General features: G+C 67.9%; 24 protein-coding genes. 12 read left to right on the forward strand and 12 right to left on the reverse strand.

All coding sequences use genetic code 11. The annotated features are described in order from the left end of the window. The first annotated feature begins 174 nt into the window (after window positions 1–174). From AC1DW0_RS04530 to AC1DW0_RS04540, 3 genes are read left to right on the forward strand one after another with little or no spacing between them, the layout of a single operon-like run. A complete protein-coding gene (locus AC1DW0_RS04530) occupies window positions 175–699 on the forward strand; it encodes a (2Fe-2S)-binding protein (RefSeq protein ID WP_056191077.1) in 525 nt (174 codons plus the stop codon). Continuing rightward, window positions 696–1685, forward strand: coding sequence for a hypothetical protein (locus AC1DW0_RS04535; protein WP_056191079.1), 990 nt, complete (start codon window positions 696–698; stop codon window positions 1683–1685). The genes AC1DW0_RS04530 and AC1DW0_RS04535 overlap by 4 nt, the downstream gene beginning before the upstream one ends. After that, a complete protein-coding gene (locus AC1DW0_RS04540) occupies window positions 1682–2662 on the forward strand; it encodes an MrcB family domain-containing protein (protein ID WP_056191081.1) in 981 nt (326 codons plus the stop codon). Before AC1DW0_RS04535 ends, AC1DW0_RS04540 begins: the two co-directional genes overlap by 4 nt. A 58-nt stretch (window positions 2663–2720) precedes the next feature. Here AC1DW0_RS04540 and AC1DW0_RS04545 read toward each other — a convergent pair whose 3' ends face one another. The 3 genes from AC1DW0_RS04545 to AC1DW0_RS04555 form a co-directional block, all read right to left on the reverse strand. Then, window positions 2721–3401 (reverse strand): class I SAM-dependent methyltransferase, encoded by a 681-nt coding sequence (locus tag AC1DW0_RS04545; protein WP_477945041.1) that lies wholly within the window; start codon window positions 3399–3401, stop codon window positions 2721–2723. A gap of 147 nt (window positions 3402–3548) precedes the next feature. Then, complete coding sequence (locus AC1DW0_RS04550) at window positions 3549–4214, reverse strand: glutathione S-transferase family protein (RefSeq protein ID WP_477945042.1); 666 nt, start codon at window positions 4212–4214, stop codon at window positions 3549–3551. Window positions 4215–4246: 32 nt separating this feature from the next. Beyond that, on the reverse strand, window positions 4247–4705 hold the full coding sequence (locus AC1DW0_RS04555) for a hypothetical protein (protein WP_477945043.1): 459 nt from the start codon (window positions 4703–4705) through the stop codon (window positions 4247–4249). Window positions 4706–4793: 88 nt separating this feature from the next. Here AC1DW0_RS04555 and AC1DW0_RS04560 point away from each other — a divergent pair, with 88 nt between their 5' ends. Next, a complete protein-coding gene (locus AC1DW0_RS04560; protein WP_457319801.1) occupies window positions 4794–5372 on the forward strand; it encodes a hypothetical protein in 579 nt (192 codons plus the stop codon). Window positions 5373–5378: 6 nt separating this feature from the next. Here the strand turns inward: AC1DW0_RS04560 and AC1DW0_RS04565 are convergent, their stop codons facing one another. Continuing rightward, on the reverse strand, window positions 5379–6794 hold the full coding sequence (locus AC1DW0_RS04565; protein WP_477945044.1) for a peptide MFS transporter: 1416 nt from the start codon (window positions 6792–6794) through the stop codon (window positions 5379–5381). Between the two features lie 154 nt (window positions 6795–6948). Between AC1DW0_RS04565 and AC1DW0_RS04570 the strand changes: the two genes are divergently transcribed. After that, window positions 6949–8331 carry a ribonuclease E inhibitor RraB gene (locus tag AC1DW0_RS04570; RefSeq protein ID WP_477945045.1) on the forward strand — a complete coding sequence of 461 codons (1383 nt, stop codon included), beginning with the start codon at window positions 6949–6951 and terminating at the stop codon, window positions 8329–8331. A 5-nt stretch (window positions 8332–8336) separates the two neighbouring features. Beyond that, window positions 8337–9362: an NAD-dependent epimerase/dehydratase family protein gene (locus AC1DW0_RS04575; RefSeq protein WP_477945046.1), complete on the forward strand. Its 1026-nt coding sequence runs from the start codon at window positions 8337–8339 to the stop codon at window positions 9360–9362. Window positions 9363–9400: 38 nt separating this feature from the next. On the opposite strand, the gene AC1DW0_RS04580 is transcribed toward AC1DW0_RS04575, so the two are convergent. The 3 genes from AC1DW0_RS04580 to AC1DW0_RS04590 are packed head-to-tail and all read right to left on the reverse strand — an operon-like array spanning window position 9401 to window position 12170. Beyond that, the gene (locus AC1DW0_RS04580) at window positions 9401–9703 is read right to left on the reverse strand and encodes a type II toxin-antitoxin system RelE/ParE family toxin (protein WP_056191098.1); all 303 of its coding nucleotides are present in this window, start codon (window positions 9701–9703) and stop codon (window positions 9401–9403) included. Next, on the reverse strand, window positions 9700–9921 hold the full coding sequence (locus AC1DW0_RS04585; protein ID WP_056191100.1) for a hypothetical protein: 222 nt from the start codon (window positions 9919–9921) through the stop codon (window positions 9700–9702). Before AC1DW0_RS04585 ends, AC1DW0_RS04580 begins: the two co-directional genes overlap by 4 nt. A gap of 17 nt (window positions 9922–9938) precedes the next feature. Continuing rightward, a complete protein-coding gene (locus AC1DW0_RS04590; RefSeq protein ID WP_477945047.1) occupies window positions 9939–12170 on the reverse strand; it encodes a helicase-related protein in 2232 nt (743 codons plus the stop codon). A gap of 116 nt (window positions 12171–12286) precedes the next feature. Between AC1DW0_RS04590 and AC1DW0_RS04595 the strand changes: the two genes are divergently transcribed. Then, window positions 12287–12688: an SRPBCC family protein gene (locus tag AC1DW0_RS04595; protein ID WP_056192493.1), complete on the forward strand. Its 402-nt coding sequence runs from the start codon at window positions 12287–12289 to the stop codon at window positions 12686–12688. A gap of 19 nt (window positions 12689–12707) precedes the next feature. Here the strand turns inward: AC1DW0_RS04595 and AC1DW0_RS04600 are convergent, their stop codons facing one another. Together AC1DW0_RS04600 and AC1DW0_RS04605 are read right to left on the reverse strand one after the other, a co-directional pair. Next, window positions 12708–13286 (reverse strand): ankyrin repeat domain-containing protein, encoded by a 579-nt coding sequence (locus tag AC1DW0_RS04600; protein ID WP_082532314.1) that lies wholly within the window; start codon window positions 13284–13286, stop codon window positions 12708–12710. 25 nt (window positions 13287–13311) lie between these two features. Continuing rightward, a complete protein-coding gene (locus AC1DW0_RS04605; RefSeq protein WP_477945048.1) occupies window positions 13312–16047 on the reverse strand; it encodes a polysaccharide deacetylase family protein in 2736 nt (911 codons plus the stop codon). 107 nt (window positions 16048–16154) lie between these two features. Here AC1DW0_RS04605 and AC1DW0_RS04610 point away from each other — a divergent pair, with 107 nt between their 5' ends. Next, window positions 16155–17939: a DUF885 domain-containing protein gene (locus AC1DW0_RS04610; protein WP_477945049.1), complete on the forward strand. Its 1785-nt coding sequence runs from the start codon at window positions 16155–16157 to the stop codon at window positions 17937–17939. Continuing rightward, entirely contained in the window at window positions 17936–18358 is a 423-nt protein-coding gene (gene arsC, locus AC1DW0_RS04615; RefSeq protein ID WP_477945050.1) for an arsenate reductase (glutaredoxin), read from the forward strand. The genes AC1DW0_RS04610 and arsC overlap by 4 nt, the downstream gene beginning before the upstream one ends. A gap of 3 nt (window positions 18359–18361) precedes the next feature. On the opposite strand, the gene AC1DW0_RS04620 is transcribed toward arsC, so the two are convergent. Next, window positions 18362–19207: an oxidoreductase gene (locus AC1DW0_RS04620; protein WP_477945051.1), complete on the reverse strand. Its 846-nt coding sequence runs from the start codon at window positions 19205–19207 to the stop codon at window positions 18362–18364. 115 nt (window positions 19208–19322) lie between these two features. Between AC1DW0_RS04620 and AC1DW0_RS04625 the strand changes: the two genes are divergently transcribed. Beyond that, window positions 19323–20276 (forward strand): LysR family transcriptional regulator, encoded by a 954-nt coding sequence (locus AC1DW0_RS04625; RefSeq protein ID WP_477945052.1) that lies wholly within the window; start codon window positions 19323–19325, stop codon window positions 20274–20276. A gap of 91 nt (window positions 20277–20367) precedes the next feature. Continuing rightward, window positions 20368–21555, forward strand: coding sequence for a DUF4382 domain-containing protein (locus tag AC1DW0_RS04630; protein ID WP_477945053.1), 1188 nt, complete (start codon window positions 20368–20370; stop codon window positions 21553–21555). Here AC1DW0_RS04630 and AC1DW0_RS04635 read toward each other — a convergent pair. Beyond that, a complete protein-coding gene (locus AC1DW0_RS04635; protein WP_477945054.1) occupies window positions 21552–22451 on the reverse strand; it encodes an SDR family oxidoreductase in 900 nt (299 codons plus the stop codon). The two genes, AC1DW0_RS04630 and AC1DW0_RS04635, sit on opposite strands and share 4 nt — an antisense overlap. A gap of 14 nt (window positions 22452–22465) precedes the next feature. Then, entirely contained in the window at window positions 22466–23224 is a 759-nt protein-coding gene (locus AC1DW0_RS04640; protein ID WP_477945055.1) for an SDR family oxidoreductase, read from the reverse strand. 142 nt (window positions 23225–23366) lie between these two features. Between AC1DW0_RS04640 and AC1DW0_RS04645 the strand changes: the two genes are divergently transcribed. After that, window positions 23367–24263, forward strand: a complete 897-nt coding sequence (locus tag AC1DW0_RS04645; RefSeq protein WP_477945056.1) for a LysR family transcriptional regulator — start codon at window positions 23367–23369, stop codon at window positions 24261–24263. Window positions 24264–24271: the final 8 nt, after the last annotated feature.

The following is a 24271-nucleotide window of genomic DNA, read 5'->3' on the forward strand; positions in this document are numbered from 1 at the left end:
GCGCGGGGCCTCAAGGCCTGAGTACCGCAGGGGACCCGAAGCGCAGCGAAGGGCGGGCGGATCGGGGGTCGTTTCTTTGCCTACTTTCTTGTCGACACAAGAAAGTAGGTCGCCCGCCGGGGCGAACTCCCGGCTGGGCCTCGCCATCAACCAACACCAACGAGAGGCCTCCCAATGACCGACCTCGTCCCCGTCCAATTCCACGTCAACGGCCGCCCCATCAAGACCGAGGTGCCCACCGACCTGCCCCTTGTCGACTTCCTGCGCGAAGAGCTCGGCTTGTCCGGCACGCGCCTGTGCTGTGGCATCGGCGTCTGCAAGGCCTGCACCGTAGCCGCGCGGCGTGCGCCATCGAGCCAGGCCCAGCCCATGCTGGCCTGCTCGACGCCGGTGGCCCTGCTGCAAGGCCAGAGCATCACGACGGTGGAGGGCACCGGCAGCATGGAAAAACCCAGCGCTGTGCAGCAAGCCTTCCTCGACCACTTCGCCTTCCAGTGCGGCTACTGCACGCCGGGCTTTGTCATGGCGACCGAGATGCTGCTCGGGCGGCTGCGCGCGCAGCCCATCCGCCGCGAGCAACTGGACGCGGCGATTGAAGACGCCGTCGGCCAGCACATCTGCCGCTGCACCGGCTACGCCCGCTACCACCAGGCCATACGCACCGTCGTGATGGCGGAGAAAGGGCTGGTGGTCGCATGAGAGCCCTGTTGCTACTGCTGCTGGCCGGTGCCGCCCAGGCCGAGACCTTGTACGAATACGGCCGCCAATGCGCCGAGCAGATCAGCGAGATCCCGGCCTTCGACTGCATGGCCGGCGAGGAGATCCCCATCACCGTTGACGGCAAGCCCGTGCCTTCGCAACCCGCGCCACCGCGCTGCGACAGGCCCTCGCTGCTGCCCCAGCACGACGCCGGCAGCCAGGGCCAGTGCGTGCCCGGCAGCCGCGCCCTGGTGCTGCGCGACGACAAGACCGCGCAGATCAGTGCCGTCTGCCGCAAGCAGGTCGCGCGGCCGGCGGGCAGCCCGTTGTTCGACGAGATCAATGTCATCTCGCACAGCCTCAGGGATGGCAAGACCTGCTGGTTCACTGCCAAGGCCAAGGCGCCACTGACTGAGGGCGCGGGCATTGATGGCCGCGCCGTGCCTTCACCCAGCACGCGCGCGCGCTTGGTGCCGGGGGCCGACAAGGTCTGGCTGTCACCCTACGAGGTGGCCTTCAAGCAGCCCGCCTGCATCGGCTGCCACGACAGCGGTCCCTTCATGTACAGCCCCTACATCGCCCAGACGACCATGTTGCCCGGCGATCCCTTTGGCTTTTACCAACCCAAGGCCATCGGCGAGGACTTCAAGCGCGCCTGGGCGAAGTTGAATGCCTTCGGCATCACGACGCGGGGCAACACCTGCACGGCCTGCCATCGCATGGGCAATATGAACTCCTGCCAGGTCGCGATGCGCCAGTCCACCGGCAACGCGCCACAAGAGGGCGGCGACGAGTGGTCAAAGAACTTCCCGCAGTCGCACTGGATGAGCCCGGGCAATCTGCACAGCAAGGCGCAATGGGACGAGCAGTTCAGCGACAGCCTGAAGAAGCTGGCGGCCTGCTGCGACAACCCGCAGGGGGCGGGCTGTAGGGTGGTGGAGTACGGGCCGAAGGGAGCGCCTCACGCGAGCGGAGATAGAAGATGAGCCTTCAGGCGGCGCTCAGCCTATTCCTTGACGAGTATCCGAAAGCAATGGCGCGCCCCTTTGCAGGAGATTCGGTCGCTGAGTTTGTTCGCAGGGACATGCCGCAGGTACTTAGCGAAGCGATCAGCGCGAACCCGCGCTACGTCACGCGAGGGAGTCCGGGGCAAGGAGGGTGGGCGCAAGCTCCATGGGCGGCGGTATTCGACCGCTTCGTTACCGAGACGGCTCAAGACGGCTATTACGTGGTCTACCTTGTTCGCGAGGACTTTGCTGGCGTCTACTTGTCGCTCAATCAGGGCATCACGAGTGCACAAAAGCAGTACCGCTCCAAAGCCAAAAATGCATTGCGAGTGCGAGCGGCTGATTTCGTTGCGCGATTGGGCTCGCTGGCGAGTGATTTGCACATCGGCGAGATCGACTTAGCTGCGGGCGACGCAACAAATCTGAGCGCTTTCTATGAAGCCGGGAACATTTGCTCTGTTTACTACCCGAGGAGCGAATTGCCAGCCGATGAACGTTTGCGAGCGGACCTGCAAAGATTCGTGGACCTCTACTACGCGCTTGTCTCTAAAGAAGCCCAGCTCTTTGAAAGGGCGGATGCGGAGGCGGACGAGACTTTATTGGGCAAGGAGGACCTGCGAACACTCAGAGAGCACAAGCGGCTCGAACGCAATCGCAAGCTGTCTCAGCAAGCAAAGTTAGTTCACGGCTACAAGTGCACCGCTTGCGGATTCGACTTTGAGGCGACCTATGGTGCTATCGGCAAAGAATTCATTGAGGCACACCACCTCACGCCAATCGCGCAACTCAAAGGGCAGTTCGTTGAGCTCGACCCGCGAGTGGATTTCACCGTTCTGTGCGCCAACTGCCATCGAATGATTCACCGTACAGCATTCGTGCATAGCGTCCAGGAGTTCAGGGCTAACTATCTGGTCGGTCGCTCGAAAGATGCGTTTGCAGCAAACAGCGATTCGTAAGCTTGCGATCTGTGGATACCGGGCGTCGGGCGTTGGTTGTAGGAGGGTGTTGTGATTCTCAACCCCTCGCGAACCTCATCAACCTTCCCCGGTAGTCCGGTCTCCCCGCCTCCGCACTCAACACCGTCTCGCTGAACTCAAACCCCAACCCCGCCATCCGCTTGCCAAACGCCGCGCGGTTGCCCCGGTTCGGGTCCACGATCAACAGCTCGCACTGCGGCAGCGCGTGCTTCTCGATGAAGGCCGCCAGCGCGCCGCCGTCGTCGCGTTCGTAGAGCACGTCGCTGCCGATGATGAGATCGAAGCGTCCTTGCACACGCGGTGCGCCTCCCTCGGCTGCGACCGCGTCCTCGCTCCAGTCGCCATGGCAGTAGCGCATGGGCGTGAGCTCGTTCAGGCGCAGGTTCTCGAGCAGGAAGGCGCCGGCCAGCGGGTGGATGTCGCTGGCCGTGACCTCGGCGCCGCGGCGGTGGCACACCAGGCTGGCCAGGGCCAGACCGCAGCCGATCTCCAGGATGCGTTCGCCGTCGGTCAGGGGCCGGATCGCCATCGCGGCGGCCAGATGCAGCCCGGAGGGCCAGACCTGGCCGAACAACGGCCATTGCGCGGGCGAGATGCCCAGGGCCTCGGCCGCACCCGCCGGGTCGGCGAACTGGTCGTTGTCCAGCAGCGAGCGGATCTGCAGATCCGCCGCGCCATCGATGGCGAGCGCCTGGACTTTGATTTCATAGCCGGGCATGAGAGCCCCCAGGTGACCTGCGTGTCAGAGCGCAATGCGACACGGGGAGGTCAGCGCCGCTGTTCGTTCACAGCGGCCGGGCGACAGGCCGGCGGGGCAAGACGGTAGCGGCCGCGCGGAGCGCGCGGCCGTTGAGCCAGTGTAGGGTCAGCTCATCAGGCTGTAAGGCCCGCCGCGTTCCAGGGCCTTCTGGTAGGCCGGCCGCGCGTGGATGCGGGCCAGGAAGTCCTTCAGCTTGGGGTAGCTGTCCATCGTGCCCCGCGCCGCAGCGGCTTCGACGGGGAAGCTCATCTGCACGTCGACCGCGCTGAACTCGGCGCCGGCAAACCAGGGCCGGGACGCCAGCTCGCCCTCCAGGAACTTCAGCTGCGCGTCGATATTGGGCTGCACGAAGCTGTTCAGCACCTTGTCGGCAATGCCCTTGGCGATGGGTTTCACAAAGAAGGGCATGGGCGCGCGCTTGACCTTGTTGAACACCAGCTTCATGACCAGAGGCGGCATCGCCGAGCCCTCGGCGAAATGCATGAAGTAGCGGTAGTGCAGCAGGTCCTGCTCGCCCGTGGGCTTGAGCCGGCCCTGGCCGTAGCGGTCCACCAGGTACTCCAGGATGGCGCCGCTCTCCGCCACCGTCAGCCCGCCGTCGGTGATGACGGGGCTTTTGCCCAGCGGGTGCACCTGGCGCAGCTCGGGCGGCGCCAGGCCGGTCTTGGCATCGCGCTGGTAGTGCTTGATCTCGTAGGGCAGGCCCAGTTCTTCGAGCAGCCACAGTACGCGCTGCGAACGGGAGTTGTTGAGATGGTGGACGGTGATCATGTGCCGCAGTGTAGGCAGGCACCCTACCGACGCTACACCGGCACTTCAGCGGCAAGGCTTCGCAGCTGCTCCAGCTGCCAGTCGAACTCGGGCTGGAAGGACTCGCGCTGCTGCACGGCGCCATAGCCGCCCTCGCCATAGACCGTGGCATAGGCCGCGTACTCGGCGGCTTGCAAAGCCCGGCCGGCGAGGGCGTTGGCGACGGCATAGGAAGCCGACACGGCCGCGTGGCCTACGCCGTCCAATGACCGCGAACCAGGGTGGTGGTTGGCCAGCTGCGCAGCTTCGGCAGCCGCCGCGTCCAGGTCTTCCCGCGTCGCACCTGCAGCCACCAAACGGGCCAGTACATCGAGGCAGGCGACCACCGCTGCGTCCTCCAGCAGATGCCGCACACGCTGTACGCAGGCCAGGCCAAAGCGCAGCCGCAGCGCCTGCTGCGCCGGTGCGTCCAGCGCAAGCTCACGGGCCAGGCGGTCAAGGGCGTCGTTCATGGCCACCCAGTTTAGGCAGACGGGATTGCACCGCAAGGCCGCGGCCGGCTACGCTGCGGCGCGGCACGCCGTGCCGAAGGAGGGTCGCATGGCTCAATGGCCGACACTGGAAATCGCCAAGCTCATCGTCGGCGTGTTGACGCCGCTGTCGGTGGCCCTGCTGGGCTGGCTGTTCAGTCGCCAGCTCAAGCGCCTGGACCTCAGCAACTGGACCAACCAGAAGCTCATCGAGAAGCGCCTGGCCATCTACGACGACATCGCGCCCAAGCTGAACCAGCTGCTGTGCTTCTTCACCTGGGTGGGCTACTGGAAGACCATCTCGCCGGCTGATGCCATCCATGCCAAGCGCGACCTGGACAAGACGCTCAACATCTACCGGCATGTGTTCGAAGCCGAGGTCTACGAGGCCTACCAGGACTACATCCACGTCCTGTTCGAGACCTACACGAGCGCGGGCCACGATGCCAAGCTGCGCGCGCTGGTGCGCAGTCCCGATGGCGACCGCCGCACCGACAGCGGCTATGCCTGGAGCGAGGCCTGGAATGCCTGCTTCTCGGAGCCCGAGAACGCCGTGGACAAGCGTGAGGTGCGCGACAAGTACAAGGCGTTGATGGCGGCCCTGACACGCTCGCTGGGCGTTGGCACGGCCCAGCACGCGCGGGCATGAGCCCGGTCAGGCCTGGGCAGGTGCCTCGTCCGGCGCCAGCAAGCGGCCAAACGCCAGCTTGACCACCAGCAGCCCCACGCCGGCCGCGGCCACCAGCACCGCATGCAGACCCCAGAACTGCGAGCCCGGCATGGTCTCAAGCAGCCCGGCCAGCCAACCGACGAAGGTGTTGCCGAAGAACAGGTGCAGGTAGTAGATGCCGATCATGACGCCCTGCAGGCCGCGCGGTGCGGCGCGCGAGTACAGGGCCAGGCCCACCGGCATGATGTTGGCGAAGCCAATGTCGTTGACCAGCGTGTAGGCGAAGGTCCACAGGATGCTGATCTTGCCGCCGCCGGCCTCGATGGCAAAGGCCGGGATCAGCAGCAGCAGCGGTGCGCCGGCGGCGACGAAGGAGCCCAGCGCCATCTTGGTGACCTCGTCGGGTTCGCGTCGCCGCGTGGCCCACCAGCGCCAGAAGGCGATCGAACCCAGCATCGTGATGAAGCTCACCGTGGCGTCCACGGCCTGCAGCCAGGTCACTGGCACCTGGAAACTGCCGACCATCATGTCCATGTGCTGCTGCGACCACAGTGGGTAGGCGTTGTTGAACTGCTGGTTGCCGACGATGGACAGCATCAACAGCGGCAGGATGCCGACGAGCAGGGCGACCTGCATGCCGCCACGGCGGCCCAGCGGCGGACGCACCTCGGCCTTGGCTGCGCTGCGCTGCGGTTCGGGCGGCAGCCAGCGGCGGCCCGCCAGGTAGACGAACAGACCGATCAACATGCCCACGCCGGCCGAGCCGAAGCCCCAGTGCCAGCCTACCTTCTCGCCGAGGGTGCCACAGACGATGGGCGCGGCGATGACGGCGATCTGAATCGCCAGCATGAAGATCTGGAAGGCGCTGGCGCGGCGCTTGTCGCCCGGCGCATAGAGGTCGCCCACCTGGGCCGCGATATTGCCCTTGAAGCAACCCACGCCCAGCAGCAGGCAGCCCAGGGCCGGCAGCAGCGCGGCCTCGATGGCCATCAGGAAGTGGCCGGTGGCCATCAGCAGCGCGCCGATGACGACGGTCTTGGTGCGGCCCAGCAGCCGGTCGGCGACCAGCCCGCCGAAGATGGGCAGCAGGTAGACCAGGCCCACATAGAGGCCGAACACGGCGGACGCCAGCTGCTGCGGAGAGCGCGGGCCGGTGACGTTCTCTATTGCCGAGCGCAGCGCGTCCATGCCGGCCACATGACCGATGTTGGCGGGCAGGAAGAGGTAGTTGCTCAGGTAGAGCACCAGCAGCGCCTGCATGCCGTAGTAGCTGAAACGCTCCCACAGCTCGCAGAAGGACAGCCAGCCCAGGCCGGCGGGGTGGCCCAGGAAGGATCGGTCGTGGCGGGCGCGTGCGTCGCTTGTGGCGTCGGCGGCCGCGGTCAGGGTGGCGGAGGTCAAGGGGGTGTCCCGGAAACTTGCGGAAAGCCGTGACTGTCCATGCCGGGTGACCGTCTGGCAATGGGAATGGCCCGGGCATGACGGGCGTCATGGGGGCGGCCCGTCGTTTTCGTTGCTTACGATGGGGCGCATTCATCCAGGGAGAGGCGTCGGCATGGAAAGCTTTGTCACCGAGGAGCGCTTCGAGCGCAGCGTGGCTCGGGCGGCTTGGAAGACGCCCCAGCAACTGGCCTCGCTGCGGGCCTGGCGGGTCCGGCCGACCGATGCGAAGCCGCTGAAGTTCTTCTTCCACACCAACACGCAGACCAAGGCCGACTCGCTGGCGGCGGTGCTGAAGGCGCGCGGCTATGAGCCGCAGGCGCGCAAGACGGGCGCTTTCGTGGACTGGACCGCCGCTTCGCTGGAGGTGGCGTCGTGGGTGGTCACCGGCCACACCCCGCCGCTGCTGATGACGGAAGACGCCCTGCTCGCATGGACGAAGGAGATGTGCCAGCTCGGCCCACAGCATGACTGCGAGTTCGAGGGATGGTTCGGCGAGACGCCGGACTTTCTCGAAAAGAGCGATGACCACTGGCTGCAAGGGCGCCCTGATGGCACGCTGGATCTGGACATCTACCGCTGGAGCGCCGCCTCGGAGGCCGCACTGGCGGAGAACGACGTCTACTGGGTCAGCCCTGGTGCCGGCGTGGGTTCGCTGGGGGCGTTGCAACGCTACGCCCACAAGATCCGCGGTCTCAGGAGCCCGTCTGAAGAGCTGAGCCTGGAGAGCATCGATCTGCTGCCGGCGCTGGAGCAGATCTACCTGCACAAGGCGCCGCAAGCTCATGGCGACTACCGCAAGCTGCCCAGGCTGCGCGGCTTTCGCTGCCTGGATGCGGAGAAGCTCGATCCCCGAGGGCTGAACAACCCCAGCCTGCGCCGCGTGGAGCTGAGGCGGCCCCGCAAGCTCAAGTCCTTGAATGCACTCGACGGCTGGAGCGGCCTGGAATCGCTCATCCTTGCCGGCGCGCCGCTGACCTCGCTGGAAGGCCTGGCGCGGTTCTCGGCGCTGCGTGAACTGCGCCTGGCGCATTGCCTGAGCCTCACGGACATCAGCGAGCTGGCTCAGACCCCGGGCATCGAAATGCTGGAGATCTACAAGACCCCCAAGGTGCAGAGCTTCGAGCCCATCGCGGGGGTGAACCGGCTGCGCTGGGTCTTTGTCTGCAGCCGCGGCGGGACGCTGGCCAGCTACGAGACCTTGAGTCACTGGCCGGAGCTGCAGAACGCCGGCGTGTTGCTGCACATGGGCCAGGTCGACTTCGCATCGCTCGCCCGGCATCCTTCGGCAGCGGAGCTGCTGCTGTACACCCAGCCAGGATTCCAGCTGCCCAGCGAGGATGAGCTGCGCCGCGCACTGCAGGCCCAGGGCAGGCAGGTTCGCAGCGTGTTCCTGCGGCCGAAGGACGAGTGCCCGTCCATCCACGTCACCTTTGAATCGCCCTACTGGCGCTCGCCCGCGGCGCACGAGGGGCACGCGCGCGTGTTCGTGGAGTGAAGCGTATGAACACCCCTCCTCGCGTCCTCGTCACCGGCGGCAGCGGCTACATCGCCGGCGTGCTGATCCGCCAGCTGTTGGCCAACGGTTGGCAGGTGCACACCACCGTGCGCGACCTCAGGCGCGAGCCGGCGCTGCGCCAGTTGCTGGGCGCAGATGACGGAGACGCGAGCGAACAGCTGCGCTGCTTTGCCGCCGACCTGATGGCCGACGCCGGTTGGGCCGAGGCGGCCGCTGGTTGCAGCCACATGGCCCACCTCGCGTCGCCGCTGCCGGTGGGCGTGCCGCGCGACGCCAACGAGCTGATCGTGCCCGCCCGCGACGGCGCCCTGCGCGCGCTGAAGGCCGCGCGCGATGCCGGCGTGCAGCGCGTCGTCATGACCTCATCCGTCGCGGCCATCTCCTATGGGCATGGCCCGGGCGAGCACCATTTCACCGAGGACGACTGGACGCGGCTGGAGACGCCCGGCATCCCGCCCTACATCCAGTCCAAGACCATCGCCGAGCGCGCCGCGCGCGACTGGGTGGCGCGCGAGGGCGGCGGGCTGGAGTTCTGCACGGTCAATCCGTCAGTCGTGCTCGGCCCGGTGGCGAGTGCCGACTACTCGGCCAGCGTCGTCATCGTCAAGAGCCTGCTGCAGGGCAAGGTGCCGGCCCTGCCCAACATCGGCTTCGGCATCGTCGACGTGCGTGACGTGGCCGAGCTGCACTGGCGCGCGCTGACCGCGCCGGGCATGGCCGACGAGCGCTTCATCGCCTGCGGCGGTTTTCTCTGGCTGCGCGAAATCGCGGCCATCCTGAGGGCCGAGCTTGGCGAGCAGGCCCAGCGCGTGCCGACACTGCAGATGCCGGACTGGGCGGTGCGCCTGCTGGCCAAGGTCAGCCCGGCGGTGCGGGCGGCGGCGAGTGAGCTGGGCACGGCGCGGCACCAGGATTCAAGCCATGCGCGGGAGCGGCTGGGCTGGGTGCCGCGGGCGCCGCGGGAGGCGATCGTGGCGACCGCTCGCGATCTGATCGCACTGCGCATGTGACGCGGCGTTGAGCCGATCTGGCTGACCTGCCAGCGAACTCAGAGAGACGGCGACTGCCTGCTGGCGTGCCAGAACGCGAGGATCACCACCTTGTCCGGCAGCGCCTGGTAGTAGACGTGATAGCGGATGCGGGCGAGGAAGAGCCGTCGCAGGTCCGGGTAGTGTGGCGACGCAGAGCGCGCACCCAATTCGGGTTGAAAGGCCAGCAGACGCAGTGCGTCCTCGAAATCGTTCGCCACGGCGTCAGGCGCAGCCGGCCGGTTCTCGCGCCACCACGATGCTGCCCGCTCCAACTGGGTGGCGGCCCTGCGGGTCACCACCACGGCGACGCGGCCACTCACGATGCCATGCGAAGTCGTTGCAGCAGCACGTCGGCCGGCATCGTTTCGTCGCGCTCCAACTCGCCGAGCGATGCTTGCAGCTCGGCTTCGAGTTCAGGAGACACAAGGAAGGTCTCGTTCCTATCGCGTGTCAGGATTGTGACGACCGTGCCCTCGGGCAGCGGATCTCCTTCGACGACGATCTTGCCGCCAACGACGGTGCCAGTGGTGAGCTGCATGGCTGCAATGGTACGCCTCACCTTCCCCGTCTCTGCCACAACGGCTTCTTCCCTTTCAGGTGCCTCTCGATGCCGTCGTTGAGCCGGCCGCGCAGGTCGATGACCGCCTCGACATGCCCGAACACCTCGGGGAAGCGCAGGTCCAGCCACAGCCACAGCGTGCACTGGCGCAGCGCCTGCTCCATGCGGTCCAGGCGGCTGTGCTCGTCGACGTCGTCCAGGAACCAGGGCGTGCCGGCCTTGCCGGTGCGCGCGTGGCTGGCGGCCCAGGCCTGGAACTGTTCGACGACCTGGGGCAGGCGGTCGTCCACCGGCGCCTGCGCGTAGCGAAAGCGCTCCTGCAGCGACAGTGCCGCCGCGTTGCGGTCCAGCATCTCGGCCAGGCCCAGCATCTGCTCCAGCTCGGCCACTTCGAAGTGGGCGTCGTCCAGGCGCAGCTGCTGCATGAAGACGGTCAGCACCTGGTGCAGGCTGTTCACGCCCAGGCGCGCCGAGATCGTCTGCACATGGCGCCAGTTGGGCGCCACCGGGCACTTGAAGTCGCGCGGCGCGCGGGGCTCCTTGGGCAGCAGCTCGCGCAGCGTCTTCATCGCGTCGGCCTCGGCCTCCTTCAGCACGCTGACGAAGCCCTCGTCGTGCATGCCGTAGCGGCCGGCGCGGCCGGCGATCTGGTGCACCTCGCTGACCGTCAGCGCGCGGTCGCCGACGCCGTCGTACTTCTCCAGCGTCGAGAACAGCACGCGGCGGATGGGCAGGTTCAGGCCCATGCCGATGGCGTCCGTCGCGACCAGCACCTGGCTGGCGCCGACGGCAAAGCGCTCGGCCTCGCGGCGGCGCACCTCGGGTGGCAGCGCACCGTAGATGACGCTGACAACGTGGCCGTTCTGCGCGATCTGGTCGCGCAGCATCAGCACGTCGCGGCGGCTGAAGGCCACCACCGCATCGCCCGCGTGCAGATGCGTCATCGGCACGGGTGCGGGCATCAGCTGCACATGCTGCTTGCGCTCGAACACGCGGCGCTCGGGCTTCTCGCCGCACAGCAGCAGCAGCCGCTCGATGGCCGGCGCTGCATAGGCCGACGCAATGATGATGAGCTCGCGCGCCGGCACGCCGACGATGGCCTGCGTCCAGGCCCAGCCGCGCGAGTCGTCGAAGATCATCTGCGCTTCGTCGATGACGGCCACGTCGATGGTGTCGCGCGTGTTGACCATCTCGATGGTGCTGCTCACGACGCGGGCGTCGTTGGCAGGCACGTTCTCTTCGCCGGTCAGCAGCGAGCAGGGCACGCCGCGGCCCACCAGCCGGTCGCGGCCCTCCAACGCCAGCAGGCGCAGCGGTGCCAGGTAGGCGCCGTCCAGTGCCTGCGCCAGCCGCTCGAAGGCGGCATAGGTCTTGCCGCTGTTCGGCGGGCCCAGGTAGAGCGTGACCTTGCGGCCCAGCTTGCGCGCCGCGTCGAAGCTGTCCGGGTAGCCCTGGAAGGCCAGTTCGCGGCCGAGGCTGGCCAGCGTGTCCTGCTCCTCGACCGTCTGCTCCCAGCGGTCCTGGGCGCGGTTCAGTGCGGCCTTCAGGTCCTCGTAGGGCATGGGCACGCCGCACTCGGCCTGCAGCCGCGGCAACAACGACGCGAGCTGGCTGGCATGGCCCATGGCCTCGCTGCGGGCGATGAGGTGGTTCAGGTGCAGGATCAGCTCGGCCGTGTAGGAGTACTCGGGCGCCTGGCCCAGGTTGTGGCGCAGCGCGGCCGTGTCGCCATCACGGAAAAAGGCCCAGACGGGCTCCTCGGGCACCGGCACGCGGTGCGACAGGTCGATGCGCCAACCCTCGTGCGCGAGCGTGATCGGGTGCACGCAAAGCCGCGTGAACACCAGGCCTTCGCGGCGCAGGCCCAGGCTTTCGAGCTGGTGCAGGCGCTGCTGCAGCTGTGGGCGCAGCGTGTTGGTCTGCGGCGTGGCTTCGAGCTGGGCCAGCGCGACGGCAATGTGCGCGGGCAGTATCCAGCGGCTCGGCCGGCCACCGCCAGCGGCCCGGGAGATCTGGATGCAACCCAGGCGATCCAGGGTCTCGTCACTGCCATCGTCGAAATCGGCGGGCACCAGCACCTGGGGCAGCGCGTGCGCGGCCTGGCGGATGCGGGCCCAGTCCTCAGGCGCGAGGCCCGCGGGGAAGCGGGCGGCGTGGCTGGGTTGCGGGAGGGGAAAGGCGGGTGCAGGCGGCTTGGCCGGCTTGGGCGAGGAGACTTCGGAATTCACGGCGGAAGTGGAACACAGGCGAGCTGATTGCGTCCTCGCCACGAGGGCCGACGGGCGCGCGGTTTGCCGGTGCCCATTCCTTCGTGACAAGCTCTGCAACTGCTTTGGAGGCCCGCATGCCACGCGAAATCAAGGTCGTCAGCGAAACCGTCGCCGCGCCGGCGCACGAGGTCTACGAGTTCGCCAGCCGGCGCGAGAACCTGCATCGCTGGGCTTCGGGCCTGGCGTCGGCCGACATCGAGCAGGAAGGCGACCACTGGGTGGTCACCGACTCACCCATGGGCCGCATCCAGATCAGGATGGCGTCGCGCAACGAGTTTGGGGTGCTGGACCACGATGTGACGACGCCGGACGGCGTGATCACGCACAACGCCTTCCGGGTCACGCCGGTGGATGAGGGCTGTGCGCTGACGTTCGTGGTGCTGAGGATGGCCGGGGCGAGCGATGAGGACTTTGAGCGGGATGCGGTGCATGTGCTCAAGGATTTGCGGGCGTTGAAGGAGTTGATGGAGAAGTAGGCCGACAGGCGGCGCAGACTCAGTGCTTACTCGACAAAAGCGCGACGCAGCGTTCGCTGTTGTGTCGAATCGCCATGTCAAGCGCGGTCCCGTCATAGCTGTTTTGAAGGTTGGGATCAGCGCCGTGCTCAAGAAGCAGTTGCGCAATCTCCAGGAGGTCATCTTCAGCGGCAAGATGCAACGGGGTATCGGCAAAGTCCGCTTGCTGATTCACATCCGCGCCGGCTTCCAGGATCAGGCGGGCGGCCTCAACATGGCCTCCGCGAACTGTCTGGTGCAACGTTGGTTCGAGTTGGCCATCCAGCCAAATTGAAGCGCCTGAATCGAGCAGCAGGCGAACCAGTTCAACGCGTCCGATTGAGGCCGCATCCGACAAAGGGGTCGACCCACAGTCGCTGAGGGTGTCGACCTCGGCGCCGCGCCTGATCAGTTCATGGATTGCGGTTATCGGGCTATCAAAGCAAGCCAAATGCAGAGCCGTTTCGCCGAGGCTTGTCCTCAAATGAACAGCTGTTGGATCTGTCGCCAGTACCGCTAGGCCCTCCTCCAAAGAGGAATCGAATGCCTGCACCAGCCGGACAACGCGCTCGTCGCTCATAAGGTCATACGGTCAGCTTCGATCATCACACCGGCTTCGGCCGCGTCCCCTCAGACGGATTCGCAATCCACCCCTGCAGCTCCGCCGCCCTTGCATGTTTGGGCGCCAGCTCCAGGAAAGTCTTGTAGGCCGCCATCGCCTTGCCCTCGTCGCCTGCCAGCAGCCGCGCGTCGCCGAGGTTGAGCCAGGCCAGGGACCGGCTGCCGTCCATTTCGACGGCCTTCTCGAACCACACTGCAGCATCGGCAGGCTTGCCGCGCCGGTACAACACGAAGCCCAGGTTGTTGGCCGCCAGCGCGAACTTCGGCTGCAGCTGTAAAGCCTCCTTGAATGCGGCTTCGGCCTCGTCGTAGCGGCGCTCGCGGTAGAGCTGCAGGCCGCGGTCGTTGGCGCGCTGGGCGGCGACGCGGGCGCCGGGGTCGACGCGGGCGGTCGTGGCGGCCAGGGCCTGGTCCTTGCCGTCCAGGCCCTTGATGGTCACCTGCACGCCACTGGCTGCACCGCTGGCAGCGGCAGACACCTGCCGGCCGGCGCTGCTGGCCTCGTCGAGCTTGGCGGCGAACTGGCTGGCCTTGTCGTCGAGCTGGGCCACGGCGCCACTCAGCGCGGGCTCCTGCGCCGTCGGCAGCTCGAAGATGAACTCACCGCCTTCGCTGCCCGGCAGGCTGCCAAAGGCCGGCGTCTGGTGGGCGATCGCCGACACGGCAGGTGCCACATAGGCCGCAAGCTCGGTCGCCGTGATGAGGCCGTCGCCGTTCAGGTCGGCCTTGCCGTTGAGGGCCTGCAGCAGCGTCCACGTGAACACCGAATGGCCGCCGGGGCCGTCGTCGGCCACCTGCTGGTCGGCGCCGCCGGCGGTCATCATCTGGCGGCCGATGCGGCGGGCGTTGGTGCGGGCAAAGTTGCTGTCGGCCGCGGCTGATCCGCCACGGGTCAGGCCCAGGCCCGAATAGCAGGCATCGATGACGAAGAGGGCATGCTTGGCCGTGATGGCCTCGGCCACTTCCTGCAGCTGCGGCATGGCGATGGCGTCGGCCTGCAGGTCGTTGAGCCCGGCGTCCACCGGCACGATGTAGCCGACCTCGCGGCCGCTGGGCAGCTTGCGCGTGCTGCCATGGCCGGCAAAGAAGACGAAGACACGGTCGTCGCGCTTCACGCGCTTGGCGTCGCCAAAGCGCTCATTCAGCGCCTTCAGGATGTTGGCGCGCGTGGCCTCGGCGTCGGTCAGCAGCGTGACGTTGTCGGCGCGAAAACCGAACCGCGTAACCAGGGACTCACGCACGGCCTGCGCGTCGCGCACCGCATGCGAGAGCTTGGGCCAGGCCGTGTATTGGTTGATGCCGATGACCAGCGCGTGGCTGTCGCGATACAGCTCACCAGCGGCGGGTGGCGGCGCAGCGGGGCGCTCGGAGGACACGACAAACTGCCCATCCTTCCAGCTCGCAAAGCGCCAGCCCTCGGCGGCGAGCTGGTCCAGCACCAGGGGCAGCGCCTGCACCGTGCGGGCGTGGATGTCGTGGATGAGCACGATACCGCGCTGCTGCTTGTCCAGCTCGGCCATCACCCGCGCGGCGATGCTCTTGGGAATGGGGTCGCTCCAATCCAGCGAGTCGACGTTCCACATCATCGAGCGCAGCTTCAGCGCCTCAATGGTGGTCAACGCCCCATCGTTGCGCGCGCCATAAGGAAAGCGAAACAACGCGTCGCCGTTGCGACCCGCCGCGTCCAGCAGCGCCTCCGTGTTGGCGGCTTCTTCCTTGACCTTGACGAGCTCGAACTTGGACATCAGCCCATGCGTGAAGCTGTGGTTGGCCAGCTGGTGGCCGGCCGCGAGAACGCGCTTGGCGACGGCGCTGCCATTGCCCGGCTGGATCTTGCCGTCGGCGCCCACCTTGCCGAGGTTCTGGCCGAGCTGGAAGAACACAGCCGGTGCGTTGTAGCGCTTCAGGATCTCCAGGATCTCGTCCGTGTAGCGCGCATGCGGGCCGTCGTCGAAAGTCAGCAGCACGGTCTTGGGCGGCAGCTTGTCGCCAAAGACCTCGCGCTCCTTGGCGGCGACACCGCGCATCGCACCTGACGCGGCGGGCTCCGGCTCCAGGTCAGCCGCGGCCGGCAACTGTGCGCCGTGCTGCTTCATGACGGCGTCGCGCGTGTGCAGCGCCTTCAGCTTGGCGACGTAGTCACTCCAGCGCTCGCGCTTCAACTCGATGCCGCGCTTGGCAAAGCCGCCAAACACTTCTTTCAGCTCCTGCTCATAAGCCTTCTCGACTTCGGCCAGCGTGTCCAGGTCCTCCTGGGCGCGGCGCGCAAGCTTGATGCCGTCCAGCGTCTGCGCGCTCTTCAGGCCGGTGGCGAGCTGGCTCAGCACTTCCTTGAAGGCGAGGCGGTCGGCGTCGAACCAGCTCGGTTCGCTCTCGATGCGCGTCAGCAGCGCGGCGGTGGCGTCCAGCGATTCGGGCTTTAGCGCCAGATCGGCCAGGCGTTGCTGGCGCTGCAGCAGCTCGTGGAAGAGCTGCTGGCCCAGGGCCTGGACCTCGCGGCGCTGAGCGGCCGGCAGGGTGGCCTCGCCGTCCATCAACACGACGATCTGGCGGTGCAGGGCCAGCATGCCGTCGCCTTCCTCACGCAGCTTGGCTGTTGCGCTGGTGTCCTGGGGTGCCGAGGCGGCAGGCAGCGCGGCGGGTACTTCGTTGAGGTGCTTGTTGCAGCCCGGCAAGGCAAAGGCGGTGGTCAGCAGCAGGGCGAGTGAGATGAGGCGCATTGCGGGGTGAAAAAGTCAGCCGCGAGATTGTGGGGCTGCTGGCGCCGCTGACAGCGCCAGGCCGCGGACGCCGACAGAATGCCGTCCTCCCAACAAGGACGATAACGATGAGACTGCTTGCCCTGACCCTGGCTCTTGCTTGCTTCATCGCCCCTGGCCAGGCCGCCACACCCGCCGAGCGCCTGGCCGATGTGGCGACGCGCTACTACGACACCCGCGCCCGCTTCGACCCGCTCAACGCCACCCAGGCCGGCGACAACCGCTTCGACGACCAGCTGGGCCTGGACATCGCGCCGGCCGAGCGGGCCAAGCGCTTCGCCGCCTGGCGCGGCTTCCTGAAGGAGCTGGCCGCCCTGCCCGCCGCCCGCCTGCCACCGGCCGAGCGCCTGAACCGCGAGCTGCTGGAGCAGCAGCTGCGCGCCCAGCTCGCCTTCGAGCGCTACCCCGACCACCTGCTGCCCTTGCACCAGATGGGCGCCACGCCCTTCCAGTTGGCCTTCTTCTCCAGCGGCCAGGCCGGTCAGCCGCTGAAGACGGCCGCCCAGCTCGACGCGTATCTGAAGCGCGTCGCCGGCCTGCCCGCCTGGTGCGACCAGGCCATCGCCAATATGCGCGAAGGCATCAAGCGCGGCGTTGTCCAGTCACGGCCCGTCGTCGAGGCGGCACTGCCGCAGCTGCGGAACCTGGCCGAGGTCGACGCCGAGCACAGCCCCTACACGGCGCCGGTGCGCGCCCTGCCCGCCGACCTCACCGCCGAGGACCGCACGCGCCTGACCGAGGCCTACCGCCGCGAGCTGACCGAGCGCGCCCAGCCCGCGCTGCGTCGCCTGCTCGCCTTCGTCGAGACCGACTACCTGCCCGCCGCGAAGCAGCGCGGCAGCATCGGCTGGACCTCCCTGCCCAACGGCCAGGCCTGGTACCGCCAATGGGTGCGCGAGCAGACGACGACCGACCTGACGCCTGAACGGATCCACGAGCTGGGCCTCAAGGAGGTGGCACGCATCCAGGGCGAGATCACGCGCATCGCGCCGCAGCTCGGCTTCACGGGCGACCCGCTGAAGAACGGCGGCCTGCTGGCCTGGGCGCGCAGCGATGAGCGCTTTCGGCCCTTCAAGACCGAGGCCGAGATCCTGGACGCCTATCGCGCCATCAACGCCCGTGTCGCGCCGCAGCTGCCCAAGCTGTTCGGCCAGCTGCCGCGCATGGCGCTGGAGATCCGCGCCGAGCCCGAGCTGACACGCGAGACGGCTTCCGATCACTACACCGCCGGCCAGGCCGACGGCAGCGCGCCCGGCGTGTTCTGGGCCGTCATCAACGACCCGAAGGACTACTCCGTGGCGACGATGACAGCCCTCTTCCTGCATGAGGGCCAGCCCGGGCACCATTTCCACTTTGGCCAGCAGGTGGTGATGCCCATGCCCGAGTTCCGCCGTCGCATGTGGATCAATGCCTATGGCGAGGGCTGGGCGCTGTATGCCGAGACCCTGGGCCATGAACTGGGCCTGTATGCCAACGACCCCGTGGCCTACGCCGGCATGCTGCGCATGGAGATCAGCCGCGCGGCCCGCCTGGTGGTCGATACCGGCCTGCATGCCAAGGGCTGGAGCCGCGAGCAGGCGCTGAAGTACTGGATGGATGTGACGGGGGCCGGCGAGCAGCAGGCCGTCGCTCAGATCGACCGCTACCTCGCTTGGCCCGGCCAGGCCCTGGGCTACAAGATCGGGGCGCTGAAGCTCCAGGAGCTGCGCCGTCGCGCCGAGCAGAAACTGGGCGCGAAGTTCAGCCTCGCCGCCTTCCACGACCAGGTGCTGGGCGAGGGCTCGCTGCCGCTGTCGGTGCTGGAGAAGCGCATCGACGCGTGGATCGCCACACAGGCTAAGGTGGCGCGATGAGCGACATCACGATCTTCCACAACGCGAAGTGCGGCACCTCGCGCAATGTGCTTGCGCTGATCCGCCATGCCGGCCTGGAGCCGCGCGTCGTCGAGTACATGCAGACGCCGCCGAGCCGCGACGAAATCCGCGCGCTGGCGGCGGCCGCCGACCAGCCCTTGCGCGCTTTGCTGCGCGAGAAGGAGGCCGTCTTCACCGAGCTGGGCCTCGCCGATCCGGCTCTGAGCGATGACGCCCTGCTGGACGCGGTTCAGCAGCATCCGGTGCTGCTGAACCGCCCCATCGTCGTCACGCCGCTGGGCACGGCGCTGTGCCGGCCGTCGGAAGCGGTGCTGGAGCTGCTGCCCGTCGGGCCGTTGCCGCCCTTCACCAAGTCTGACGGCGAAGTCGTGCACGACCACGGCCGTCGGCGCGGCTGAGGTTCAGGCCGGAAAGTCCGTCGATGCCGCGAGACCGCGCCAATCGGCCGTCTCGCGCTCGACAAAGGCGTGCTTGTCGGCAATGGTCTGCAGCGTGTCCGTGCCCATCGGCAGGCGCAGCGGCGGGGTCTTGGCGTCGACCAGGGTCAGCATGGCTTGCGCCAGGCGCTCGGGGTCGCCTGGCTGGTTCAGGCTGATCTGCTTGGCGAGTTGCCGCACGGCTCCGGCGCTGGCAGCGTAGTCGGCGATCAGGCGCGGCGACGTGACCAGGGATTGGCCTTCCAGGAACTCGGTGCGGAAATAGCCGGGCTCGACGACGGTGGCATGGATGCCCAGCGGCGCGAGTTCGGCGTGCAGGGCTTCGGTGATGCCCTCGACGGCGAACTTGGTCGAGCAGTAGACGCCGAAGCCCGCGGCCGAGCGGACCCCGCCGAGCGACGAGATGTTGATGACATGGCCGCTGCGGCGCTCGCGCATCTGCGGCAGCACGGCGCGGGTCACGTTGAGCAGGCCGAAGACATTGGTTTCGTACAGGCGCCGCACCTCGTCGGCGCTGGCTTCCTCGACGGCACCGAGCAGGCCGTAGCCGGCGTTGTTGACGAGGATGTCGATGCGACCGAAGCGGCTCAGCGCAGCGGCCGTGGCCTGGGCGGCTTGGGCTTCGTCGGTGACGTCCAGGGCCACGGCCAACAGGCCGGGCTGGGTGCCCAAGCGCTTCTCGATGCTCGCGGCGTCGCGGGCCGTGGCAACGACGGCGTCGCCATGGGCCAGGACGGCTTCGGTGATGCGTGCGCCGATGCCGCGCGAGGCGCCGGTGATCATCCAGACGCGCTTGAAGGTGGTGGTCATGTGAGGCTCCAGATTGGGGTGAAAGGTGGATCGGCCGATGGAGCGAAATTTAGGCATTCGATTGCTGCTCAACTAGCCCAGAATCGATGCATTCATTAACAAGCAATTCGTGACAATGGCCTTCAACGAACTGCGCGCCGTCGCCACTTTCACCAAGGCCGCCGAGCTGGGCAGCCTGCGCCAGGCCGCGGTGGCCCAGGGCATCACGCCGCAGGCGGCGAGCCAGGCGCTGACGCAGCTGGAGGCCCACCTTGGCGTGCGCCTCTTCCACCGCACGACGCGTCGGCTCAGCCTGACCGAGGAGGGTGAGCGTTTCCTCGGCGCCGCAGCGCCTGGGCTGCAAGCACTGCAACGTGCATTGCACGGCGCGCGCCAGGGACGCGACGTCATCGCCGGGCCGCTGCGCATCACGGCCTCGCGCTCGCTGATGCTGCCGGTGCTGTGGCCGGTGCTGGAGGAGTTCTGCGCCCGCCACCCCGACGTCGAGCCCGATGTGCAGTTGGACGACCGCATCGGCGACTGGGTGGCAGACCGCGTCGACGTGGGCTTTCGCGCCGGCACGCCGCCGGGCGAAGGCCTGATTGCCCGCCACCTGCTGCCACTGCAGCTCATCGTCTGCGCCGCGCCCGCCTACATCGCCCGCCATGGCGCACCGCAAAGCATCGACGAGCTGGCCCGGCACCGCTGCAGCGGCTTTCGCCACCCGAGCACGGGCAAGCCCATGCCCTGGGAGTTCCTGGTGGGCGACGAGATCGTCGGGCGCGACGTCGCCTCGGTCTTCATGACCAACGACGTCGAGCTGGAGGCCAATGCCGTCGTGGCCGGCCAGTGCATCGGCCAGCTCGTCGGCGCCACTGCCGCCCCGCTGATCCGCGGCGGCCAGCTCGTGCCGCTGCTGACCGAGCATGTCTGCGCCCACCTTGGCCTGTACCTGTACTACGGCAGCCGCGTGGCCCAGCCAGCGCGGGTGCGGGCCTTCATCGACCTCGTCGTTGAGCGCGTGGTGGGCAACCCGGCCTGGGTGGTCAGCGCTCAGGAGCTGGCTGCGGCCGCCCGCAAGCGCCGCTGAGCGGGTAACAAGCCGACGCGATTGGTAAAGCCTGGGCACACGGCGAAAGCCAACACTGCAGACGGGGAGGGCATCTGAATTGGAGGCTCTCATGAGCTACAGAACTCTGGGCGTATGTGCGGCGGCCGTCGCCCTGGCGGCTTGCGGCGGTGGTGGCGGCGATGCCGGCACTCCTGTCACGACGCCCTCGAACAGCACCTCGGGCACGCTGGCTCTGAGCCTGACCGATGCGCCGGCCTGCGGCTTCGACCATGTGTACGTGACGGTGCAGAAGGTCCGCGTCAACGCCAGCGCCGACGCCGCCGAAGATGGCGCCGGCTGGACGGACCTGGTGGTGGGCCCGACACAGCGCTTCGACCTGCTGGCGCTGCAAAACGGCGTGCTCGCCAGCCTGGGCCAGGTGCCGCTCGCCGTGGGCCATTACGCGCAGTTGCGCCTCGTGCTGGCCGAGAACGGTGGCGCCACGCCGCTGGCCAACTCCGTCGTGCCGACGGGCGGCAGCGAGGTCGCGCTGAAGACGCCCAGCGGCCAGCAGAGCGGCCTCAAGCTCAATGCCAGCATCGACATCGCGGCCAACCAGATGGCCGACTTCGTGCTGGATTTCGACGCCTGCAAGTCCGTCGTCACGGCTGGCAACTCGGGCCAATACCTGCTCAAGCCCGTCGTCGCCGTCGTGCCTAACTTGCTGTCGGGCGTCAGCGGCTATGTGGATGCGAGCGTCGCCTATGGCGGCACCCAGGTCAGCCTGCAACAGGGCGGCGTCGTGCTCAAGGCCACCGCGCCGGACAGCAGCGGCAAGTTCGTGCTCACGCCGGTGGCGCCGGGCAGCTACGACCTCGTCATCAAGTCCGCGGCCCGAGCCACCATGGTCGTGACCGGCGTGCCGGTGACGGCGAATACCGTGACAGCCGTCAGCACCAGCGTCGCGCCGCTGTCGCCCGCCCCGGCCATCGATGGCCAGGCCACGGGCACGGTGATGGTGGATGGGGTGGTCAACACGGCGGCCGTCGCGGCGACGCAGAAGCTGGCCAGCGGCGGCATCATCACCATCGCCGAGACCCTATCGGACTCGACGACCGGCGCCTTCAAGCTGACCCTGCCCGCCGCGCCGCCCTGGGTGGCGCCCTATGTCGCGCCGCCGGCCAGCCTGGTCTTTGCGGCGGACGTGACGGCCGGCCTGTCCTACTCCTTCAACGCCAGCCTCAACGGCACGGTCAAGGTCGTCGGCCCCTTGGCCGTCACCGCCGGTGGCACGCTGACGGTCAACTTCGGGTTCTAGGCTAAGGCGGGCTTGAGCAGGTCCGCGATGCCGATGCGCGCGGCAAAGTCCTCGCGCACCCGCTCGGCCACATCGGTCACCGCCGCCGCGCCGTCGTCCATGAAGTCGACGACCGAGCGGAAGGGCCGCTCGCCATGCGCCAGGCCGACGACGCGCACGACCTCGTCGGCGACGGCCTGCGGGTCGGCTTCGGGCGGCATCAGCGCGGTCAGGCGCGCGCCGATCTGGTCCATCAGGCCGGCATAGCGGGCGTAGGCCGCGGCCTTGGCCTCGTCGGCCGGCTTGCCGGCGTTGGCGAAATGGTCGGTGCCGCTGGTGAAGGCGCCGGGCACGACGATGCTGGTCTCGATGCCGAAGCGGGCCAGCTCGAAGCTCATGGTCACGGCCAGCGAGTCCATGGCCGCCTTGGCCGCGGCGTAGGGGCCTAGGAAGGGCGGGAAGCCGCCGCGTGTCGTCGTGCTGCCAATCCACAGCAGCAGGCCGCGCTGCTGCTCCCGCAGCACCGGCAGGGCCGCGCGGTTGACGCGTTGGGCGCCGAGCACATTAGTGTCGAAGACGGCGGTGATCTCTTCCGGCGTGTAGGCCTCGGTGGGCCCGACGACGAGATGGCCGGCGTTGTGCATGACGACGTCCAGGCGGCCCTGCTCGGCCACGATGGTGGCGACGGCCGCGTCGGCACTGCGCTGCGACAGCACGTCCAGCTCGACGACGCGCAGGTCCAGCCCGCGGGCAAAGCTCCAGTCGCGCAGCTCGCGGGCCTTGGCCGAGTTCTTGCCAGCAACGCCGCGCATGCTGGCGTAGACGGTGTGGCCGGCGGTGGCCAGGGCCAGGGCGCTCAGCTTGCCGATGCCGCTGGAGGCGCCGGTGACGAGGATGACTTGTTGTTGGTTGCTCATGATGCTGTCCTCCTTCAGACAATGCCGCCGTTGACGCGCACCGTCTGGCCGTTGACCCAGCCGCCTTGCGGCCCGGCCAGCACGCCGACCATGGCCGCGATGTCCTCGGGCTGGCCCAGGCGCTCCAGCGGCGCCATCTTGGCGAGGCGCTCGACCTGCTCGGGCGTCTTGCCGTTCAGGAACAGATTCGTCGCCGTCGGGCCGGGGGCCACGGCGTTGACGGTGATGGTCTTGCCGCGCAGCTCCTTGGCCAGGATGTTGGTCATGGTCTCAATGGCGCTCTTGGTGGCCGCGTAGACGGCATAGCCTGGCAGGCCCAGGCCGATGACGCTGGTCGAGAAATTGATGATGCGCCCGCCCTGGCGCAGGCGCCTGGCCGCCTCGCGCATGGCCAGGAAGCTGCCCTTCACATTGATGTCGAAGAGGCGGTCGAAGGTCTCGTCACTGGTGTCGGCCAGATGGGGCAGCTCGTTGGCCATGGCGCCGGCGTTGTTGACGAGCACGTCCACGCCGCCGAAGGCTTCGGTGGCGGCGTCGAACAGCAGCCTGGCGGCGCCCGCGTCGGCCACGTCGGCCTGCACGGCGATGGCACGGCCGCCACGGTCCACGATCGCATCGACAACCTTTTGCGCTTCGACGGCATTGCCGGCGTAGTTGACGACCACGGCATGGCCATCGGCCGCCAGTCGCTGCGCAATGGCCGCGCCGATGCCGCGCGAGGCGCCGGTGACGATGGCGACGGGGGAAGAGGAAGAAGAAGTGGTGTTGCTCACGGGGTGCTCCAGGTCGTTGGGTTGGAAGGCAGGACCGAGGAGCGGCCCTGTGAGTTCAATGTATTGTTCGATCGCTTTCGGATAAATCAGACGAACAAGACATCACAATCCAACCCAACTAAACAATCGGAGCCAAACGGCCATGGACCGACTCGATGCGATGCGCCTCTTCGTGCGCATCGTCGACCTGGCCAGCTTCAGCAAGGCCGCCGACGAGCTGCAGCTGCCGCGCGCCTCGGTCAGCCTGGCGCTGCAGCAGCTGGAGGCGCGCCTGGGTGTGCGCCTGCTCAACCGCACGACGCGGCATGTGAGCCCGACGCTGGACGGTCAGGCCTATTACTTGCGCTGCCAGCAGATCCTGCAGGACGTCGGCGAGGCCGAGGACCTGTTCCGCACCGCCCAGCTCAAGCCGCGCGGCAAGCTGCGCGTGGACATGCAGGGCAACCAGGCCCAGCGCTTCGTGCTGCCCTACCTCGGCGACTTCCATGCCCGCTACCCCGACGTCGAGCTGGAGATCGGCCTGGGTGACCGCTTTGTCGACCTTGTGCGCGAGGGCGTGGACTGCGTGCTGCGCTCGGGCGAGCCCAAGGATTCATCCATGGTGGGCCGGCGCGTCGCCCAGCTGCGCCAGGTGACCTGTGCGAGCCGCGACTACATCGCCCGCCGCGGCCTGCCACGCACGCTGGAGGAGTTCGCCAACGAGCACCTGGCCGTCAATTACATCGGCAGCAGCGGCCGCGTGCTGCCCTTTGACTTCATCGTCGATGGCGAGGCGCACAGCCTCACGCTGCCCGGCCCGGTCACCGTCAGCAGCGCGACGGCCTATGGCGCTTGCTGCCTGGCAGGCCTGGGCTTCATCCAGGCGCCGCGCTACAACTTTGAGAGTGAGCTGGCGAGCGGCGAGCTGGTCGAGGTGTTTGCCGACTGGCAGCCGACGCCTATGCCGGTCTATGTGCTGTATCCCCATGCCCGCCAGCTGTCGTCGCGGGTGAGGGTGTTTGTGGATTGGCTGGCGGAGAGGATGGCGGGGGCGAGCTGACAGGCAAA

This window comes from Roseateles sp. P4_D2 (assembly GCF_056401875.1).

Excerpts from the sequence above, each read along its gene's own strand:
- AC1DW0_RS04560 (WP_457319801.1), top strand. The coding sequence starts at position 4,794 with ATGGCTCAATGGCCGACACTGGAAATCGCCAAGCTCATCGTCGGCGTG.
- AC1DW0_RS04595 (WP_056192493.1), top strand. The coding sequence starts at position 12,287 with ATGCCACGCGAAATCAAGGTCGTCAGCGAAACCGTCGCCGCGCCGGCG.
- AC1DW0_RS04630 (WP_477945053.1), top strand. The coding sequence starts at position 20,368 with ATGAGCTACAGAACTCTGGGCGTATGTGCGGCGGCCGTCGCCCTGGCG.
- AC1DW0_RS04575 (WP_477945046.1), top strand. The coding sequence starts at position 8,337 with ATGAACACCCCTCCTCGCGTCCTCGTCACCGGCGGCAGCGGCTACATC.
- AC1DW0_RS04635 (WP_477945054.1), bottom strand. The coding sequence starts at position 22,451 with ATGAGCAACCAACAACAAGTCATCCTCGTCACCGGCGCCTCCAGCGGC.
- AC1DW0_RS04550 (WP_477945042.1), bottom strand. The coding sequence starts at position 4,214 with ATGATCACCGTCCACCATCTCAACAACTCCCGTTCGCAGCGCGTACTG.
- AC1DW0_RS04555 (WP_477945043.1), bottom strand. The coding sequence starts at position 4,705 with ATGAACGACGCCCTTGACCGCCTGGCCCGTGAGCTTGCGCTGGACGCA.
- AC1DW0_RS04625 (WP_477945052.1), top strand. The coding sequence starts at position 19,323 with ATGGCCTTCAACGAACTGCGCGCCGTCGCCACTTTCACCAAGGCCGCC.
- AC1DW0_RS04600 (WP_082532314.1), bottom strand. The coding sequence starts at position 13,286 with ATGAGCGACGAGCGCGTTGTCCGGCTGGTGCAGGCATTCGATTCCTCT.
- AC1DW0_RS04530 (WP_056191077.1), top strand. The coding sequence starts at position 175 with ATGACCGACCTCGTCCCCGTCCAATTCCACGTCAACGGCCGCCCCATC.
- AC1DW0_RS04605 (WP_477945048.1), bottom strand. The coding sequence starts at position 16,047 with ATGCGCCTCATCTCACTCGCCCTGCTGCTGACCACCGCCTTTGCCTTG.
- AC1DW0_RS04610 (WP_477945049.1), top strand. The coding sequence starts at position 16,155 with ATGAGACTGCTTGCCCTGACCCTGGCTCTTGCTTGCTTCATCGCCCCT.
- AC1DW0_RS04585 (WP_056191100.1), bottom strand. The coding sequence starts at position 9,921 with ATGCAGCTCACCACTGGCACCGTCGTTGGCGGCAAGATCGTCGTCGAA.
- AC1DW0_RS04545 (WP_477945041.1), bottom strand. The coding sequence starts at position 3,401 with ATGCCCGGCTATGAAATCAAAGTCCAGGCGCTCGCCATCGATGGCGCG.
- AC1DW0_RS04540 (WP_056191081.1), top strand. The coding sequence starts at position 1,682 with ATGAGCCTTCAGGCGGCGCTCAGCCTATTCCTTGACGAGTATCCGAAA.
- AC1DW0_RS04620 (WP_477945051.1), bottom strand. The coding sequence starts at position 19,207 with ATGACCACCACCTTCAAGCGCGTCTGGATGATCACCGGCGCCTCGCGC.
- AC1DW0_RS04570 (WP_477945045.1), top strand. The coding sequence starts at position 6,949 with ATGGAAAGCTTTGTCACCGAGGAGCGCTTCGAGCGCAGCGTGGCTCGG.
- AC1DW0_RS04645 (WP_477945056.1), top strand. The coding sequence starts at position 23,367 with ATGGACCGACTCGATGCGATGCGCCTCTTCGTGCGCATCGTCGACCTG.
- arsC (WP_477945050.1), top strand. The coding sequence starts at position 17,936 with ATGAGCGACATCACGATCTTCCACAACGCGAAGTGCGGCACCTCGCGC.
- AC1DW0_RS04535 (WP_056191079.1), top strand. The coding sequence starts at position 696 with ATGAGAGCCCTGTTGCTACTGCTGCTGGCCGGTGCCGCCCAGGCCGAG.